The organism is Citrobacter sp. Ct235, assembly GCF_030332305.1.
GTDB lineage: Bacteria > Pseudomonadota > Gammaproteobacteria > Enterobacterales > Enterobacteriaceae > Citrobacter_A > Citrobacter_A telavivensis.
In genome coordinates this window covers 1-15,914 of record NZ_JAOWIC010000043.1, presented here as the reverse complement: position 1 = coordinate 15,914, position 15,914 = coordinate 1, and the positions used below count along the sequence as shown (strand labels likewise).

Genomic DNA, 15,914 nt, shown 5'->3' with positions numbered 1-15,914 from the left:
TGATGGGGATTGGCTTGTGTTTATAGGTATCGTTAGCCTGTTTCCAGAAATGTTTCGTGCAATTACCGATTACGGGGTAACTGGCCGGGCTGTTAAAAATGGCCTGCTGAACATCCAGAGCTGGAGTCCTCGTGACTTCGCACATGACCGGCACCGTACCGTGGACTCACGTCCTTACGGCGGCGGACCGGGGATGTTAATGATGGTACAACCCTTACGGGATGCCATTCATGCAGCAAAAAGCGCGGCGGGTGAAGGCGCTAAGGTGATTTATCTGTCACCTCAGGGACGCAAGCTTGATCAAGCGGGCGTCAGCGAACTGGCCACGAATCAAAAGCTGATTCTGGTATGTGGTCGCTACGAAGGCATAGATGAGCGCGTGATCCAAACCGAAATTGACGAAGAATGGTCAATCGGCGATTACGTTCTCAGTGGTGGAGAGTTACCAGCAATGGTACTGATTGACTCCGTTTCCCGGTTTATCCCGGGGGTTCTGGGTCATGAAGCATCGGCAACGGAAGATTCCTTTGTGGATGGATTGCTGGACTGCCCGCACTATACCCGACCTGAAGTGTTAGAAGAGATGGACGTCCCGGCAGTGTTACTGTCAGGAAACCATGCTGAGATACGTCGCTGGCGTTTGAAACAGTCGCTGGGCCGCACCTGGCTTAGAAGACCTGAACTTCTGGAAAACCTGGCTCTGACTGAAGAGCAAGCAAGGTTGCTGGCGGAGTTCAAAACGGAACACGCGCAACAGCAACATAAACATGATGGGATGGCGTAAGCCCCCGATTATCAGTTTACCCAGGATAAGAGATTAAATTATGAGCAACATTATTAAGCAAATTGAACAAGAGCAGATGAAGCAGGACGTACCTTCCTTCCGTCCGGGTGATACCGTGGAAGTGAAAGTATGGGTTGTTGAAGGTTCCAAAAAACGTCTGCAGGCATTCGAGGGCGTGGTTATCGCTATTCGTAACCGCGGTCTGCACTCTGCATTCACTGTTCGTAAAATTTCCAACGGCGAAGGCGTTGAGCGTGTCTTCCAGACTCACTCTCCGGTTGTTGACAGCATTACTGTCAAACGTCGTGGTGCCGTTCGTAAAGCTAAACTGTACTACCTGCGTGAGCGTACTGGTAAGGCTGCTCGTATCAAAGAGCGTCTTAACTAAGATATCGCTCAGGCGACATCCTGTTAGAGGGGCTGGCCAGTTGGCTGGCCCTTTTTTTATCTCCGTAATACTCACGACGTTAACCTTCGGTTCATAAATCATTTACAATGCTCCTCGTTTGCAGCGAGTGGGGCAAGTGTTATGGGTAAAATTCGTCAGTCAGGTTTTCAGCAGCGTGCGGCATGTCTCGCGCTGTTGGCGATCCTGCTGATTGTTATTGCCCCGCTGATCTCCGTGTCGCTGCAAAAGGACCCGATGAGTGCGATGCCGGGTATGCATCATGAGATGAGTTCGATGATAAAGCACGCCGGGCATCACGGTGATTCTCCTCCCGTCCCGATGCCCGTCGATCACGGCGAAGCCTGTGGTTACTGCGTGTTACTGGCTCACGTTCCCGGGCTTATCCTGGCGCTGGTTATTCTGCTCTGCGGCGTCCTGCTCAGAGTGCCATGCAACCCCATTCGTCCGACGGTTCAACACTGGCACTTCTTCCCCTGGCTGTATCCGGATACTCGCGCGCCGCCGCGCAGGTCTGCGCTTTCCTGTTTCTGAAAATAAGATTGTGCGCATAAGCGTCACGACACTCTTTTGCTTTTTCTGAGGAAAAGTATGACAACCTGCACACCGCGCGCGGCATGGATAACCCTGCTGCGGCGCCTTCATTTCTATATCGGCCTGTTTGTCGGGCCATTTATCTTTGCTGCCGCGCTGACCGGTACGCTGTATGTGGCGACGCCGCAGCTGGAAGAGGCTATTTACGCTCAGGCACTTAACGGGACGATGCAGGGAGAGCCGCAATCGCTGGCGGCACAGGTGGCTATCGCTCAGCAGGTGACCGGTGGGCACCTGCACCTGCACGCCGTTCGCCCTGGACTGGAACCTGGCGAGACAACGCGAGTCATGTTTGCCGATCCTGCACTGGCGGCCTCTGAACACCGGGCTATTTTTATCGATCCAGTGACCCTGGCCATCAAAGGCGATATGCCGGTGTACGGCACCAGCGGCATTCTGCCTCTGCGTCAGTGGATTGATTATGCCCACCGTTCGCTACTGTTGGGGGAGGTTGGGCGCATTTACAGTGAACTGGCGGCATCCTGGATGTGGGTGGCGGCGCTGGGCGGTATCGCGCTCTGGTGGTTTACGCGCCCCCGTCGTCGGCTGAACAATCCGGTACAAAACCACCGGCGACTGCACGTTACGCTGGGATGGCTGTTGTTAGCCGGAATGCTGTTATTTTCGGCAACCGGACTGACCTGGTCACAGTGGGCAGGCGGCAACGTGGATAAAATGCGCGCGGCGTTTGGCTGGCTGACACCACAGCTTAACGCTCAACTCCACGGACCTCGCCAGCTTCATGATGAGCATGCAGACCATCATGGCGGCATGGTGATGCCTGAGACCCGCGTGGATATCCGTCAGTTCGATGCCGTATTACAGACCGCGCAGCAAGCAGGACTGAATGCACTCCGGCTGGAAATCCGCCCGCCGAAGGATGCGCAGCACGGCTGGACGGTGACAGAGATCGATCGCCGTTGGCCTACTCAGGTTGACGCCATTGCTGTCGATCCGGCAACACGGCAGGTGACTGACCGTACGCGGTTTGCCGACTTCCCGCTAATGGCGAAGTTGACGCGTTGGGGCGTCGATTTTCATATGGGTATTCTGCTGGGATTGCCGAACCAACTGCTGCTGATCGGTTTTGGCGCCGGGCTATGCCTGATGATAGTGATTGGCTATCGGCTGTGGTGGATCCGCCGCCCTGCGAGCCCATCAACCAGTCCGGCACAGACGCTGGTTCATTGCTGGCTTATGTTGAGCGTGCTGGGACGTGTTAGCGTCGTGCTGTTGGCGATTGCGCTCGGACTGGCAATGCCGGTGCTGGGGGGGAGTCTGCTGTTGTTCATGCTGATCGACTGGCTGCGCTGGGTTCATGCATCACGTACGGTGTTCACGCAGTCAGTCGACTGAGGATTAAGGCGTGCTGATGACCACGGCGACGCGGCGGTTTTCAGCGCGACCTTTCGCAGACTGGTTGCTGGCGATCGGATATTTTTTCCCTAATCCCTGGGTGGTCAGATTGGTGCGCGGAATCTTCGCGCCCTCTGACCATGCGTCAGCCACGACATTGGCGCGCTTGAGCGATAAGGCTTCATTGTAGCTGTCCTCACCGTAGTTATCGGTGTGTCCATCCATGCGTGCATGGTTCAGACCCACTGAGGCCAGACGAGCGGCCATCGACTCGATCTGCTGCTGGCTTTCCGCTCGTAGCTTGTAGTCATTCTTATCAAACAAAATGGTGTCGGAAAGCCCCAGGGACCAGTCGCCCGCCGATTCCGTAAATCCGTACGATTGCATGGCCACTACCTGCTCAGGGGTGAATTTCCCCTGTGGAGCCTGACAGCCTGCCAGCAGTAGCGCGGCAAGAATGAGTGGAGATAAAAGACGCTTAAGCATGTGTGCATTCCTTTTTTATTTAATCGAGCGCTCGGTGCGCTGATGTTTAGCCTGATACATATTGCGATCGGCCAGTTCTTGTAATTTCTCGGCGGAAGCGTGCTCCCAGGTCAGCGCGTAACCCATGCTCAGCGTCATACTGACTAAATGCCCGTTATGCAGGTCAAAAGGACGAGTAAACTCTTGTGACAGCGCGGCGCTGATTCGCTGGACTTCATAGTCTGAATGTACGCCGTAAAGCACGACGGCAAACTCATCTCCGCCGAGGCGATAGGGGATATGGCGGTTGCCACCAAATTCGGCCAGTCGTCTGGCGACTTCAATCAGGACGCGATCGCCTGCGGCATGCCCCCAGGTATCATTCACGAATTTGAAGTTATCGCCATCGAGAAATAAGAGCGCAGAGCTGCTACGGGCGGAATTGTCGTTCATCAGAGCGCTGATACTGCTACGAAAAGCCGCACGGTTTGCCAGACCCGTCAGCGGATCGTGCAGTGCCGTTCGCAGTAATTGCGCATTTTTGGCCTGCAAGCGTAGTTGCCACTCTTCCATTTCATCCAGCAGGCTGTTGAAGTCCTGGGCAAAATTGTGGAACTCTTCAATCCGCTCTTCAGAGACGCGGCGGGAGAAATTGCGGTTGGTACGCACATCGTGCACCACGTCGGTGATATTTTGCAGCGCCTCAACCACGCCGCGGTGCAGATGACGCGTCAGCAAAATGGCGATACTGGAGGCCAGCAGAATTGACCCGGTGAGCACGGCCAGTGAAAGCCAGATGAAGTGGCTGATTAAACTGTCACGCGCGGTAAGTCGAACTTCACCGATAATCTCTCCGCTGTGCCAGACAGGCTGGGCGACAGGGAAGGGAAAGAGCCAGTGGCTGATAAAATCACCCAACTTATCGTCGTTCTCCTGCGCGTTATAGCGCCAGGAGGCAATGACATTCTGATTATTGTCGCGCACTTCTGCGGCGGAAAATTGCCCCTGCTGGCCAAGTGCGGCCAGCGTTTCTGCGGCGGCGGCATCATCGGTAAATACCAGTGCGGCTTCCAGACTGTGGGTCATTGTCGCCGCAGTGAGCTCGAGGTTTTTTTGCGCATACTGTTTTAACGTCAGTACCGAGGCAACACACAGCAGCAGCCAGATCAGCGTCATGGTCACGATCACGCTGGTGATGTTGATGCGTCGCAACGCTCGCTTAAACGTTGGACGAGTAGTAGGGGAATGATCCTTATCCATGCTTTTTATTCCGTGCGAGCATCAATACATCCGGATTGACTCTTATGCCACTACGCGACAAAGAATCCAGATTAACGGCGAATCTGACATCATTATTGTTAATAATCAGACAAAAGGCGCTACCAATAATGCATTCGGCATTCTGTTCTGCAATTAATAACAACGCCTTAGACGGATATTTATTTGTTAATTCAACCTGAGCAGTGGGAGATTCACTGCCGAAATAAACACCATCACAGCGAGCAGCTAATGCTTCTTGTTCGGTGTTAATAATGACGGGTTGATAAGGCAGTGACGTATCACTGCTGTCCCCCAATACGCTGGCGAACCGGGAAGACGAGAAAATGCACAGTCTGGGCGGCCCTGAGAGGGCAGGCCAGCGCGTATAGCTGACAATGCCAGAGACCATTGCGCGAACGTTTTTTGCCGCATCAGGGATGTCCTGAGCACAAACTGGCGATCCTGCCAGTAAAAGCATTAACAGTATCAGGCGTCGGTGAGAAGCGAACATAACGGTTTCCTCACCAGCATCTTTTATCAGTCATCAAAATACATCCATGTCTTGTTTAAAGCAAAATAGCATTATTTTTGCGGAGCGTCATTATAGCTTATGAATTAACGTATAAGCCTTAAGCTAAATCTGACTAAATATTAATTCAGACGCGTTGAGTTGGCATTTTCATCAGCACCTTGTTGCCATGCTTTACGCAACTGGCTGGCATTTTCTACCGTATCGCAGCTGGCAGGGAAAGTTTTCCCCGTCACGCCTCTGGCGTAGGCAAAATTTTGCTGGCAGGTTTTACGTTGACCTTCTGCATAGCCTTTGAGGTATTGCGGACGATCCACTTCCGGATCGTTAAAGGTATCGGCCAGCGTTTCATTATCTTTAACGGCAACGCCGGAAATCGCATCTTCGATGCCGGCGTCATACCAGTTGGTACTGGTCCATGTTGGCGCGTGGGTGTAAGGATCTATCTGACAACCGCTAAGCAGAAAAATGACTGCGATACCGACTATTCTCGTCATTGCCCGTTCTCCTGTTTTTTCAAAGCATAGCGGATCGCGTAATAAACACATGTAAATTATTTTGTACGGAAACAAAGGCATTAAATCGAATAAATATCACTATTGTAACGTAATGTTTACGTATTTTGGATTGATATCTTTACTCGTTGTGTTATCGTTACGTCATCCTCTCTGAGGAAAACTATCGCAAACGAGCTAAAACAGGATCGCCATCATGCAAAAAGACGCGCTGAATAACGTACATATTACCGACGAACAGGTTCTGATGACCCCGGAACAACTTAAAGCGGAATTCCCGCTGAGCCTGGCGCAAGAGGCGCAAATCGGCCAGTCGCGCAAAACCATTTCTGACATCATTGCCGGTCGCGATCCGCGCCTGCTGGTGGTGTGTGGACCGTGTTCCATTCACGATCCTGAAACGGCCCTGGAATATGCTCGTCGATTTAAAGCCCTTGCCGCAGAGGTCAGCGATAGCCTCTACCTGGTGATGCGCGTCTATTTTGAAAAGCCCCGTACCACCGTTGGCTGGAAAGGGTTAATTAACGATCCTCATATGGATGGCTCCTTTGACGTTGAAGCGGGTCTGAAAATTGCGCGTCAACTGCTGCTTGAACTGGTCGACATGGGGCTACAGCTGGCGACGGAAGCGCTGGATCCGAACAGCCCACAGTACCTGGGCGATCTGTTTAGCTGGTCGGCGATTGGCGCACGCACCACAGAATCTCAAACGCACCGTGAAATGGCGTCGGGTCTGTCGATGCCAGTGGGTTTCAAAAACGGCACCGACGGCAGCCTGGCGACGGCGATCAACGCCATGCGCGCTGCGGCGCAGTCGCACCGTTTTGTCGGTATTAACCAGGCCGGACAGGTTGCGCTACTGCAAACCCAGGGTAACCCGGACGGGCATGTGATCCTGCGCGGTGGGAAAGCGCCTAACTACAGCCCGGCAGACGTCGCGCAGTGCGAAAAAGAGATGGAGCAGGCGGGACTGCGGCCGTCACTGATGGTAGATTGCAGTCATGGTAACTCCAATAAAGATTACCGTCGTCAGCCTGCCGTGGCGGAGTCGGTGGTTGCACAAATTAAAGATGGCAACCGCTCAATCATCGGTCTGATGATTGAAAGTAACATTCACGAAGGCAACCAGTCCTCCGAGCAACCGCGCAGCGAAATGAAGTACGGCGTGTCCGTTACCGATGCCTGCATCAGTTGGGAAATGACGGACGCGTTGCTGCGTGAAATAAACAAAGACTTGAACGGCCAGTTGGCGGCGCGCCAGGCTTAAGAGGTTCGTTATGGTTGCTGAGTTGACCGCATTACGCGATCAAATTGATGAAGTGGACAAGGCGCTGCTGGATTTGCTGGCGCGCCGTCTGGAACTGGTGGCTGAGGTCGGTGAAGTCAAAAGCCGCTTTGGCCTGCCGATTTACGTACCAGAGCGCGAAGCTTCGATGCTGGCGTCGCGCCGTGCAGAAGCAGAAGCGCTCGGCGTACCGCCCGATCTGATTGAAGACGTGTTGCGCCGGGTGATGCGTGAGTCCTATTCCAGCGAGAACGATAAAGGGTTTAAGACGCTGTGTCCTTCTCTGCGCCCGGTGGTCATTGTCGGCGGGGGCGGGCAGATGGGACGGTTGTTCGAGAAAATGCTCACCCTGTCGGGTTATCAGGTGCGGATCCTCGAACAGCATGACTGGGATCGCGCGCAGGAGATCGTCGCGGATGCCGGTATGGTGATCGTCAGCGTCCCGATCCATCTGACGGAATCGGTGATCGGCAAGTTACCGCCTTTGCCGGCTGACTGTATTCTGGTCGATCTGGCGTCGGTGAAAAATGGTCCCTTACAGGCGATGCTGGCGGCGCACGACGGCCCTGTGCTCGGTCTGCACCCGATGTTCGGTCCGGACAGCGGTAGCCTGGCAAAGCAGGTGGTGGTCTGGTGCGACGGGCGCAATCCGGAAGCCTATCAGTGGTTCCTGGAGCAGATTCAGGTCTGGGGCGCACGACTGCACCGCATCAGCGCCGTCGAGCACGATCAGAACATGGCGTTCATTCAGGCGCTGCGCCACTTTGCGACCTTTGCCTATGGTCTGCATCTGGCGGAAGAAAACGTGCAGCTTGAACAACTGTTGGCACTTTCTTCTCCGATTTATCGTCTTGAGCTGGCGATGGTGGGGCGACTGTTTGCCCAGGACCCGCAGCTTTACGCCGATATCATCATGTCCTCGGAGAGCAATCTGGCGCTGATTAAGCGTTATTATAAGCGTTTTGGCGAAGCGATTAGCCTGCTGGAGCAGGGGGATAAACAAGCATTTATCGACAGCTTCCGCAAAGTGGAGCACTGGTTCGGTGACTATGCGAAGCGCTTCCAGAGCGAAAGTCGTACGCTATTACGCCAGGCGAATGACAGTCGACAGTAATGGCAGGATGATGCCGGATGGTGGCTTCGCCTTATCCGGCCTACAAAAGTCGCATGAATTGTAGGCCGGATAAGCGTAGCGCCATCCGGAAAATTAAGATTGTCAGCTCGGATCCACCGGCACCACGTTCTCACTGGGATAGCAGCCCAGCACCTTCATGGAGCGAGTAATTTCGCCCAACTCTTTAAGCGCTTTTTGCATCTGCGGGGATTCCAGGTTGGCCTGGATGTCGAGATAAAACATCTCTTCCCAGGGATTGCCGTGTATGGGGCGGGATTCCAGTTTGGTCATGATCAGATTGTGATTACGCATCACCAGCAGCGCTTCCACCAGGGCTCCCGCCTGTTGTCCTGTCGCCATCAGCAGTGTGGTTTTCGCTGGTACCTGGTCGGAGACGTTGATCGCTTTACGTGCCAGCACGATGAAGCGAGTGATGTTCTGCGTCTGGTTCGCTTCGATACGTTCCAGAACCTGTAAACCATGCAGCACGCCACCCGCTTCGCTTCCGAGTGCGGCAACGCGTGGAGAGTTCGCCTGAGCGACCTTTTCCATCGCGGCGGACGTGCTTTCGGTGTACTCAATTTTCCAGTGCGGGTAACGACTGAGAAACTTGCTGCACTGCTGGAACGGCTGCGGATGGCTGTACACCGTTTCGATGGTGTCCAGGTCTGTTGTTCCGCAAACCAGCACGCAGTGGTCGATAGCGATCGTCATCTCGCCCACAATTGACAGCGTCGTGTGTTGCAGCAGATCGTACACATCGTTAATTCCACCGGAGCTGGTGTTTTCAATTGGCACGACCGCGTAGTCGGCCTGGCCGGTTTCGACCTGATTAAAAATATCAGCGAACTTTGCACAGCCGCTTTCAATAAACTGTTCAAAGTGACGTGCAGCATACTGACGAGCCGCGAGATGTGAGTAAGAGCCTTTTGGCCCCAGGAATGCCACGCGCGCGGAATGCGGGTTGGTTTTATTCAGATGTTGCTGGAGCAACGCCTGCTGGGTGAGAACGGAATCTTCGATGATGAGCTGAAAAAGGCGGGTGATGTAGTGGGCATCAAGATGATGCGCTTTGCCAAGTGTAATCAGCCTGTCCAGCAGATCGCGCTCGCGGTCAATATCCCGCACCGGGCGATGGGATTCGAGCTTGGCTTTACCGACTTCAACCGCCAGTTCACGTCGCTCGGCCAGTAACGCCAGCAATTTTGCATCCAGCGTGCTGATTTTATCGCGCAGCGCCAGTAATGGGTTTTCCGATGTCATAGTGTTGCCTTTATTGTTATCAATAAAAAAGGCCCCCCGGTGTGGGAGGCCTTATTGTTCGTCTTCGCATTCTTTTTCACACGACGAAAGCCTCCCATTCAGGGGAAGGTAAAAAAGAATGCGAAGAAGAACGGGGTGAGTTTCATATCAGTTTCCTTAAGCGATGTGAGTAAAGTACCCGTACTGTTTTCACCCTGTCAACAAAAAACGCGCCCGAAGGCGCGTTGGCGATACACTCAATGTAAGGGACTACTCTTCTTCTGCTTCGACGAAGTTGGCGTCTTTTACTGAAGTTGTTGCACGACGGGCTTCGCCTTTGTGCTGCACTTTATTGAGCTGCCGTTCCAGCTTGTTGATCAAATCGTTAATAGCGGTGTACATATCTTCGTGTTTTGCGCTGGCGACCAGATGTCCGTTCGGTGTATTGATGGTGGCATCAGCAACGAAACCCTTTGGCTCCTTGGACAGAATGATATGCGGATTAATAAGATGGGTTTGCCATTTATCCAGCTTGGCGAGACGGTCTGCGACATGTTGGCGAATTGCCGGAGTAATTTCCATTTGTTTACTGGTAATGTTCATTGTCATAAATTTTACCTCTTGTCTTTCCCGTCTTGGTGATCCCAGCATACCGTTCCTAATGTCAAAATGTGTGATTTTAATCACATTATTTTGTCACTTTTTGTCAAGGGAACCTTTTTGTGAGTTATCGCAGGAAGAGGTGATTTTTCACTTGAGGAAAGCCAGAAAGCAGGCCATATTTGATGGGTTGCGTCATGCAAAAGTCATCAGCGTCCTGACGCGAAACGGATAAAAAAACGGCAGCCCAAGGGCTGCCATTTTTGCCTCTGAAAATCGATCAGGTGTTGCTGCTATTGGCGGCGATAATTTTCGCCACTTTGTCAGCCTGCGTCGTCATCTGCATTTCGCGATAGGCATTTTCCATTAGCGGCAGGGCGTCACGCGTGGCCTGCGTATCCGGGAAATCGCGCAGCATACCTTCTACACGGTTAACCACGGCAACCCATGCGCCGCGCTTGGTGTAGTAATCCGCAACGGAGTACTCATACTTCGCCAGGCGATCTTTCAGGAACACCAGACGTTTGGTGGCGTCGGTGGTGTACTGGCTGTTCGGATAACCACGGACCAGTTTCGAAAAGTCATTGAACGCAGCTCGCGCATGCTGCGGATCGCGGTCGCTACGATCGACACCAAAGAACCCTTGTAATGCGCTGTCATCTAACGCCATATTGGTCAGACCACGCATATACATGACATAATCAATGTTAGGATGCGTCGGGTTCAGGCGGATAAAGCGATCGATAGCAGCCTGAGCAAGCGGCAGATCGGCGTTTTTGTAGTAGGCGTAGATGAGATCTAACTGCACCTGCTGAGAATAGGGACCAAATGGATAGCGGTTATCCAACGCTTCCAATTGCGTTATTGCCTGTTTCCAGTTACCGTCCTGCAGCTTTTGCTGAGCAGTCGCGTAGATTTCATTAGGCGGATTATCGGGCACCTCTTCCTTTGAACCAGAGCAACCCGCCAAAAACAGGCTCAACGTGGCTGCTGCCACCAGATATTTCATGCGCGTCATGACGTTTTGACTTTCCTCAAAATGTTTACGGGAGATTCTCTGTTCCTGCTCCCGGTTAAGACCAGCTACAATAGCACACTATATTAAACGGCAAAGCCGTAAAACCCAACGATAAACGAAGAAGCTGTATATGGCACAACGAGTACAACTCACCGCAACAGTATCCGAAAATCAACTCGGTCAACGCTTAGATCAAGCTTTGGCCGAAATGTTCCCTGATTATTCGCGATCGCGCATAAAAGATTGGATTCTTGATAGGCGCGTGTTGGTCAACGGTAAACTTTGCGACAGACCTAAAGAAAAAGTGTTAGGCGGAGAGCTGGTCGCCATCGATGCTGAAATCGATGAAGAAATCCGCTTCGAGCCTCAGGATATCCCACTGGATATCGTTTATGAAGATGATGACATCATTGTTATCAACAAGCCGCGCGATCTGGTTGTCCACCCTGGCGCGGGCAATCCGGACGGTACGGTTCTGAATGCGTTACTGCATTATTATCCGCCGATTGCTGATGTTCCACGTGCGGGTATTGTCCATCGTCTGGATAAAGACACCACTGGACTGATGGTGGTCGCGAAAACCGTTCCGGCGCAGACGCGTCTGGTGGAAGCGTTGCAGTTGCGTGAGATCACCCGTGAATATGAAGCGGTAGCGATCGGTCATATGACCGCAGGCGGTACGGTGGAAGAACCTATCAGCCGTCACCCGACGAAACGTACCCATATGGCGGTGCATCCGATGGGTAAACCGGCGGTCACGCACTATCGCATCATGGAGCACTTCCGTGTGCACACGCGTCTGCGGTTACGTCTGGAGACCGGACGTACGCACCAGATCCGCGTGCATATGGCGCATATCACCCATCCGCTGGTGGGCGATCAGGTGTACGGTGGCCGTCCGCGTCCGCCGAAAGGGGCGTCGGATGTGTTTATCTCTACGCTGCGTAAATTCGACCGTCAGGCGCTGCATGCCACTATGCTGCGTTTGTATCACCCGATTTCCGGTATCGAAATGGAATGGCATGCGCCAATCCCGCAGGATATGGTTGAACTGATTGACGCGATGCGCGCGGATTTCGAAGAACATAAGGATGACGTGGCCTGGCTATGAGTGAGCTTATTGTCCCGCAGTGGCCTCTACCGAAAGGTGTCGCGGCCTGCAGTTCGACCCGTACAGGCGGCGTGAGTTTGCCGCCGTATGATGCATTAAATCTGGGGGCCCACTGCGGCGATAACCCGGAGCATGTCGACGAGAACCGCAGACGCCTGTTTGCTGCGGGCAATCTGCCTTCAAAACCGGTCTGGCTGGAGCAGGTTCATGGAAAAGATGTCCTGAAGCTAACCGGCGAGCCTTACGCCTCTAAACGGGCGGATGCGTCATACAGTAATACGCCGGGCACCGTTTGCGCGGTGATGACGGCGGACTGTCTGCCCGTATTATTCTGTAACCGGGCAGGTACTGAAGTGGCGGCAGCCCATGCGGGCTGGCGTGGATTATGTGAAGGCGTACTGGAAAAGACGGTGGCCTGTTTTGTCGACAAGCCAGAAAATATTCTTGCCTGGTTAGGCCCGGCGATTGGTCCAACCGCGTTTGAAGTTGGGCCAGAGGTGCGTGAGGCATTTATCGCCAAAGAGGCTAACGCGCATGAAGCCTTTGTGCCGCACGGTGAAAAATATCTGGCGAATATTTATCAGCTTGCGCGTCAGCGCCTGGCAAAGGTTGGCATTGAGCAAATTTATGGCGGTGACCGCTGTACTTTTAGTGAAAATGAGACTTTCTTCTCTTATCGTCGCGACAAGACCACGGGGCGTATGGCAAGTTTTATTTGGCTGATATAACCTAAAGAATCAAGACGATCCGGTACGCGTAATTTTCTTTTCACATAATTCAGGTCAATAACCTTGAATAATTGAGGGATGACCTCATTTAATCTCCAGTAGCAAATTTGACCTGTTATGGGAGGAGTTATGCGTCTGGATCGTCTTACTAACAAATTCCAGCTTGCTCTTGCCGATGCCCAGTCACTCGCACTGGGGCACGACAACCAATTCATCGAACCTCTTCATTTAATGAGCGCCTTGCTGAATCAGGAAGGGGGATCGGTACGTCCTTTATTAACCTCTGCCGGCATTAATGCCGGACAGCTACGCACCGCCATCGATCAGGCGCTGAGCCGTTTACCGCAGGTGGAAGGCACCGGCGGCGACGTCCAGCCGTCTCAGGATCTGGTGCGCGTACTGAATCTTTGCGACAAGCTGGCGCAAAAGCGAGGGGACAACTTTATTTCGTCAGAACTGTTCGTTCTGGCGGCGCTTGAGTCGCGCGGTACATTGCCCGATTTACTGAAATCGGCTGGTGCAACAACCGCCAATATTACTCAGGCAATTGAACAAATGCGTGGAGGTGAAAGCGTGAATGACCAGGGGGCTGAAGACCAACGTCAGGCCTTGAAAAAATACACAGTCGATCTGACCGAGCGTGCTGAGCAGGGCAAACTTGACCCGGTTATCGGCCGTGACGAAGAGATCCGCCGTACCATTCAGGTGCTGCAACGTCGTACTAAAAACAACCCGGTGTTAATCGGTGAACCTGGCGTCGGTAAAACGGCGATTGTTGAAGGGCTGGCACAGCGAATCATTAACGGTGAAGTTCCGGAAGGGTTAAAAGGCCGTCGCGTACTGGCGCTGGATATGGGCGCGCTGGTGGCAGGGGCAAAATACCGTGGTGAATTTGAAGAACGCTTAAAAGGCGTACTTACCGATCTCGCCAAACAGGAAGGGAATGTCATCCTGTTTATCGACGAACTGCACACGATGGTGGGCGCGGGTAAAGCGGATGGCGCAATGGATGCCGGGAACATGCTGAAACCGGCGCTGGCGCGTGGGGAACTACACTGCGTAGGGGCGACAACGCTCGACGAGTATCGCCAGTACATCGAAAAAGATGCGGCACTGGAACGTCGTTTCCAGAAAGTGTTTGTAGCAGAGCCTTCAGTGGAAGATACCATCGCGATTCTTCGTGGTCTGAAAGAACGTTATGAACTGCATCACCATGTACAAATTACGGACCCGGCAATCGTTGCGGCGGCTACGCTGTCTCATCGCTACATCGCTGACCGTCAGTTGCCGGATAAAGCTATTGACCTGATCGATGAAGCAGCATCCAGCATCCGTATGCAGATTGACTCCAAGCCGGAAGAACTGGACAGACTCGACCGCCGTATTATCCAGCTCAAACTGGAACAGCAGGCGCTGATGAAAGAGTCTGATGAGGCGAGCAAAAAACGTCTCGACATGCTTAACGAAGAACTGGACGACAAAGAGCGTCAGTACTCTGAATTAGAAGAAGAGTGGAAAGCGGAAAAAGCGTCGCTCTCCGGAACACAAACGATTAAGGCCGAGCTGGAACAGGCGAAGATTGCCATTGAGCAGGCTCGTCGTGTTGGCGATCTGGCGCGGATGTCCGAACTGCAGTACGGCAAAATCCCTGAGCTGGAAAAACAGCTGGAAGCCGCGACCCAGTCTGAAGGCAAAACCATGCGTCTGCTGCGTAATAAAGTGACGGATGCGGAAATTGCCGAAGTGCTGGCGCGCTGGACCGGTATTCCGGTTGCGAGAATGCTGGAAGGCGAGCGCGAAAAACTGTTGCGTATGGAGCAGGAGTTACATAGCCGCGTGATCGGGCAGAACGAGGCGGTAGAAGCGGTATCGAACGCGATTCGTCGTAGTCGTGCGGGTCTTGCCGATCCAAACCGTCCGATCGGTTCGTTCCTGTTCCTCGGCCCAACCGGGGTAGGTAAAACCGAGCTCTGTAAAGCGCTGGCAAACTTTATGTTTGATAGCGATGATGCGATGGTGCGTATCGACATGTCCGAGTTTATGGAGAAACACTCGGTGTCTCGTCTGGTGGGGGCGCCTCCGGGATATGTCGGCTATGAAGAGGGGGGGTACCTGACAGAAGCGGTTCGTCGTCGTCCTTATTCGGTCATTCTGTTAGATGAAGTTGAAAAAGCGCATCCTGATGTGTTCAACATTCTTCTGCAGGTACTGGATGATGGTCGCCTGACCGACGGGCAGGGGAGAACGGTCGACTTCCGTAATACGGTAGTTATTATGACCTCTAACCTGGGTTCCGATCTGATTCAGGAACGCTTCGGCGATCTGGACTACAGCCATATGAAAGACCTGGTGTTAGGCGTGGTGAGTCACAACTTCCGCCCGGAATTCATAAACCGTATAGATGAGGTTGTCGTATTCCATCCGTTGGGTGAACAACACATCGCATCTATTGCGCAGATCCAACTGCAGCGTCTGTATAAACGTCTGGAAGAGCGTGGCTATGAAATCCACATCTCCGACGAGGCACTGAAACTGCTGAGCGCGAATGGTTATGATCCGGTGTATGGGGCTCGTCCGTTGAAACGTGCAATCCAGCAGCAGATCGAAAACCCGCTGGCGCAGCAAATCCTGTCTGGTGAGTTAATTCCAGGCAAAACGATTCGTCTTGAAGTAAACAACGATCGTATTGTCGCAGTACAGTAATTCCTGATGAAATAATAAATGGGCTCTCCGGAGCCCATTTTTGTTTAAAAACCAGGCTAAAATGACGGTTTATGAGGTTGTTTGCCTGGAAAGTGAGCGGTTGATAAGTTTTTTGTATTTTTGACTTGTCAGCCTGAAATAACTCCCTATAATGCGCCTCCACTGACACGGAACAACGGCACGCAAGCCGCCGGGTCAGCGGGG

The 15,914-nt window shown here is 53.0% G+C and carries 17 protein-coding genes and 1 other annotated feature; of the genes, 9 read left to right on the top strand and 8 right to left on the bottom strand.

Annotated elements, in window-relative coordinates; genetic code table 11:
* The first annotated feature begins 16 nt into the window (after positions 1-16).
* From trmD to OGY35_RS09220, 4 genes are all read left to right on the top strand, one after another.
* Complete coding sequence (gene trmD, locus OGY35_RS09235; RefSeq protein ID WP_046485395.1) at positions 17-784, top strand: tRNA (guanosine(37)-N1)-methyltransferase TrmD; 768 nt, start codon at positions 17-19, stop codon at positions 782-784.
* 40 nt (positions 785-824) lie between these two features.
* A complete protein-coding gene (gene rplS, locus OGY35_RS09230; protein ID WP_125294809.1) occupies positions 825-1,172 on the top strand; it encodes a 50S ribosomal protein L19 in 348 nt (115 codons plus the stop codon).
* A 141-nt stretch (positions 1,173-1,313) separates the two neighbouring features.
* Positions 1,314-1,724, top strand: a complete 411-nt coding sequence (locus tag OGY35_RS09225; protein WP_286632104.1) for a DUF2946 domain-containing protein — start codon at positions 1,314-1,316, stop codon at positions 1,722-1,724.
* 57 nt (positions 1,725-1,781) lie between these two features.
* On the top strand, positions 1,782-3,140 hold the full coding sequence (locus OGY35_RS09220; protein ID WP_286632102.1) for a PepSY-associated TM helix domain-containing protein: 1,359 nt from the start codon (positions 1,782-1,784) through the stop codon (positions 3,138-3,140).
* A gap of 3 nt (positions 3,141-3,143) precedes the next feature.
* On the opposite strand, the gene OGY35_RS09215 is transcribed toward OGY35_RS09220, so the two are convergent.
* The 4 genes from OGY35_RS09215 to OGY35_RS09200 form a co-directional block, all read right to left on the bottom strand.
* On the bottom strand, positions 3,144-3,626 hold the full coding sequence (locus OGY35_RS09215) for an OmpA family protein (RefSeq protein WP_286632101.1): 483 nt from the start codon (positions 3,624-3,626) through the stop codon (positions 3,144-3,146).
* 15 nt (positions 3,627-3,641) lie between these two features.
* Positions 3,642-4,865 carry a diguanylate cyclase DgcN/YfiN gene (gene dgcN, locus OGY35_RS09210; RefSeq protein WP_152402737.1) on the bottom strand — a complete coding sequence of 408 codons (1,224 nt, stop codon included), beginning with the start codon at positions 4,863-4,865 and terminating at the stop codon, positions 3,642-3,644.
* Positions 4,858-5,376: a regulatory sequestration protein YfiR gene (gene yfiR / locus OGY35_RS09205; protein WP_286632100.1), complete on the bottom strand. Its 519-nt coding sequence runs from the start codon at positions 5,374-5,376 to the stop codon at positions 4,858-4,860. The genes dgcN and yfiR overlap by 8 nt, the downstream gene beginning before the upstream one ends.
* Before the next feature lie 140 nt (positions 5,377-5,516).
* The gene (locus OGY35_RS09200) at positions 5,517-5,891 is read right to left on the bottom strand and encodes a DUF2799 domain-containing protein (RefSeq protein ID WP_178823422.1); all 375 of its coding nucleotides are present in this window, start codon (positions 5,889-5,891) and stop codon (positions 5,517-5,519) included.
* A 214-nt stretch (positions 5,892-6,105) separates the two neighbouring features.
* On the opposite strand from OGY35_RS09200, the gene aroF reads away from it, so the two are divergent.
* Positions 6,106-7,176 (top strand): 3-deoxy-7-phosphoheptulonate synthase AroF, encoded by a 1,071-nt coding sequence (aroF, locus tag OGY35_RS09195; RefSeq protein ID WP_286632099.1) that lies wholly within the window; start codon positions 6,106-6,108, stop codon positions 7,174-7,176.
* 10 nt (positions 7,177-7,186) lie between these two features.
* On the top strand, positions 7,187-8,308 hold the full coding sequence (gene tyrA, locus OGY35_RS09190; RefSeq protein WP_152402746.1) for a bifunctional chorismate mutase/prephenate dehydrogenase: 1,122 nt from the start codon (positions 7,187-7,189) through the stop codon (positions 8,306-8,308).
* A gap of 102 nt (positions 8,309-8,410) precedes the next feature.
* On the opposite strand, the gene pheA is transcribed toward tyrA, so the two are convergent.
* The 4 genes from pheA to bamD all read right to left on the bottom strand — a co-directional run bounded on the left by pheA (position 8,411) and on the right by bamD (position 11,168).
* Positions 8,411-9,571, bottom strand: a complete 1,161-nt coding sequence (gene pheA, locus OGY35_RS09185) for a bifunctional chorismate mutase/prephenate dehydratase (RefSeq protein ID WP_152402748.1) — start codon at positions 9,569-9,571, stop codon at positions 8,411-8,413.
* Between the two features lie 22 nt (positions 9,572-9,593).
* Positions 9,594-9,718: a sequence feature (Phe leader region), on the bottom strand.
* Entirely contained in the window at positions 9,670-9,717 is a 48-nt protein-coding gene (pheL, locus tag OGY35_RS09180) for a pheA operon leader peptide PheL (protein WP_100249759.1), read from the bottom strand. Its footprint overlaps the feature before it by 48 nt.
* A 102-nt stretch (positions 9,719-9,820) precedes the next feature.
* Entirely contained in the window at positions 9,821-10,159 is a 339-nt protein-coding gene (raiA, locus tag OGY35_RS09175) for a ribosome-associated translation inhibitor RaiA (RefSeq protein WP_152402750.1), read from the bottom strand.
* A gap of 271 nt (positions 10,160-10,430) precedes the next feature.
* Positions 10,431-11,168 (bottom strand): outer membrane protein assembly factor BamD, encoded by a 738-nt coding sequence (gene bamD / locus OGY35_RS09170; RefSeq protein WP_152402753.1) that lies wholly within the window; start codon positions 11,166-11,168, stop codon positions 10,431-10,433.
* Positions 11,169-11,298: 130 nt separating this feature from the next.
* On the opposite strand from bamD, the gene rluD reads away from it, so the two are divergent.
* The 3 genes from rluD (at position 11,299) to clpB (ending at position 15,710) form a co-directional block, all read left to right on the top strand.
* Entirely contained in the window at positions 11,299-12,279 is a 981-nt protein-coding gene (gene rluD / locus OGY35_RS09165) for a 23S rRNA pseudouridine(1911/1915/1917) synthase RluD (protein ID WP_152402756.1), read from the top strand.
* On the top strand, positions 12,276-13,007 hold the full coding sequence (gene yfiH / locus OGY35_RS09160) for a purine nucleoside phosphorylase YfiH (RefSeq protein WP_286632098.1): 732 nt from the start codon (positions 12,276-12,278) through the stop codon (positions 13,005-13,007). The genes rluD and yfiH overlap by 4 nt, the downstream gene beginning before the upstream one ends.
* Positions 13,008-13,136: 129 nt before the next feature.
* On the top strand, positions 13,137-15,710 hold the full coding sequence (clpB, locus tag OGY35_RS09155) for an ATP-dependent chaperone ClpB (RefSeq protein ID WP_152402761.1): 2,574 nt from the start codon (positions 13,137-13,139) through the stop codon (positions 15,708-15,710).
* Positions 15,711-15,914 lie beyond the last annotated feature (204 nt).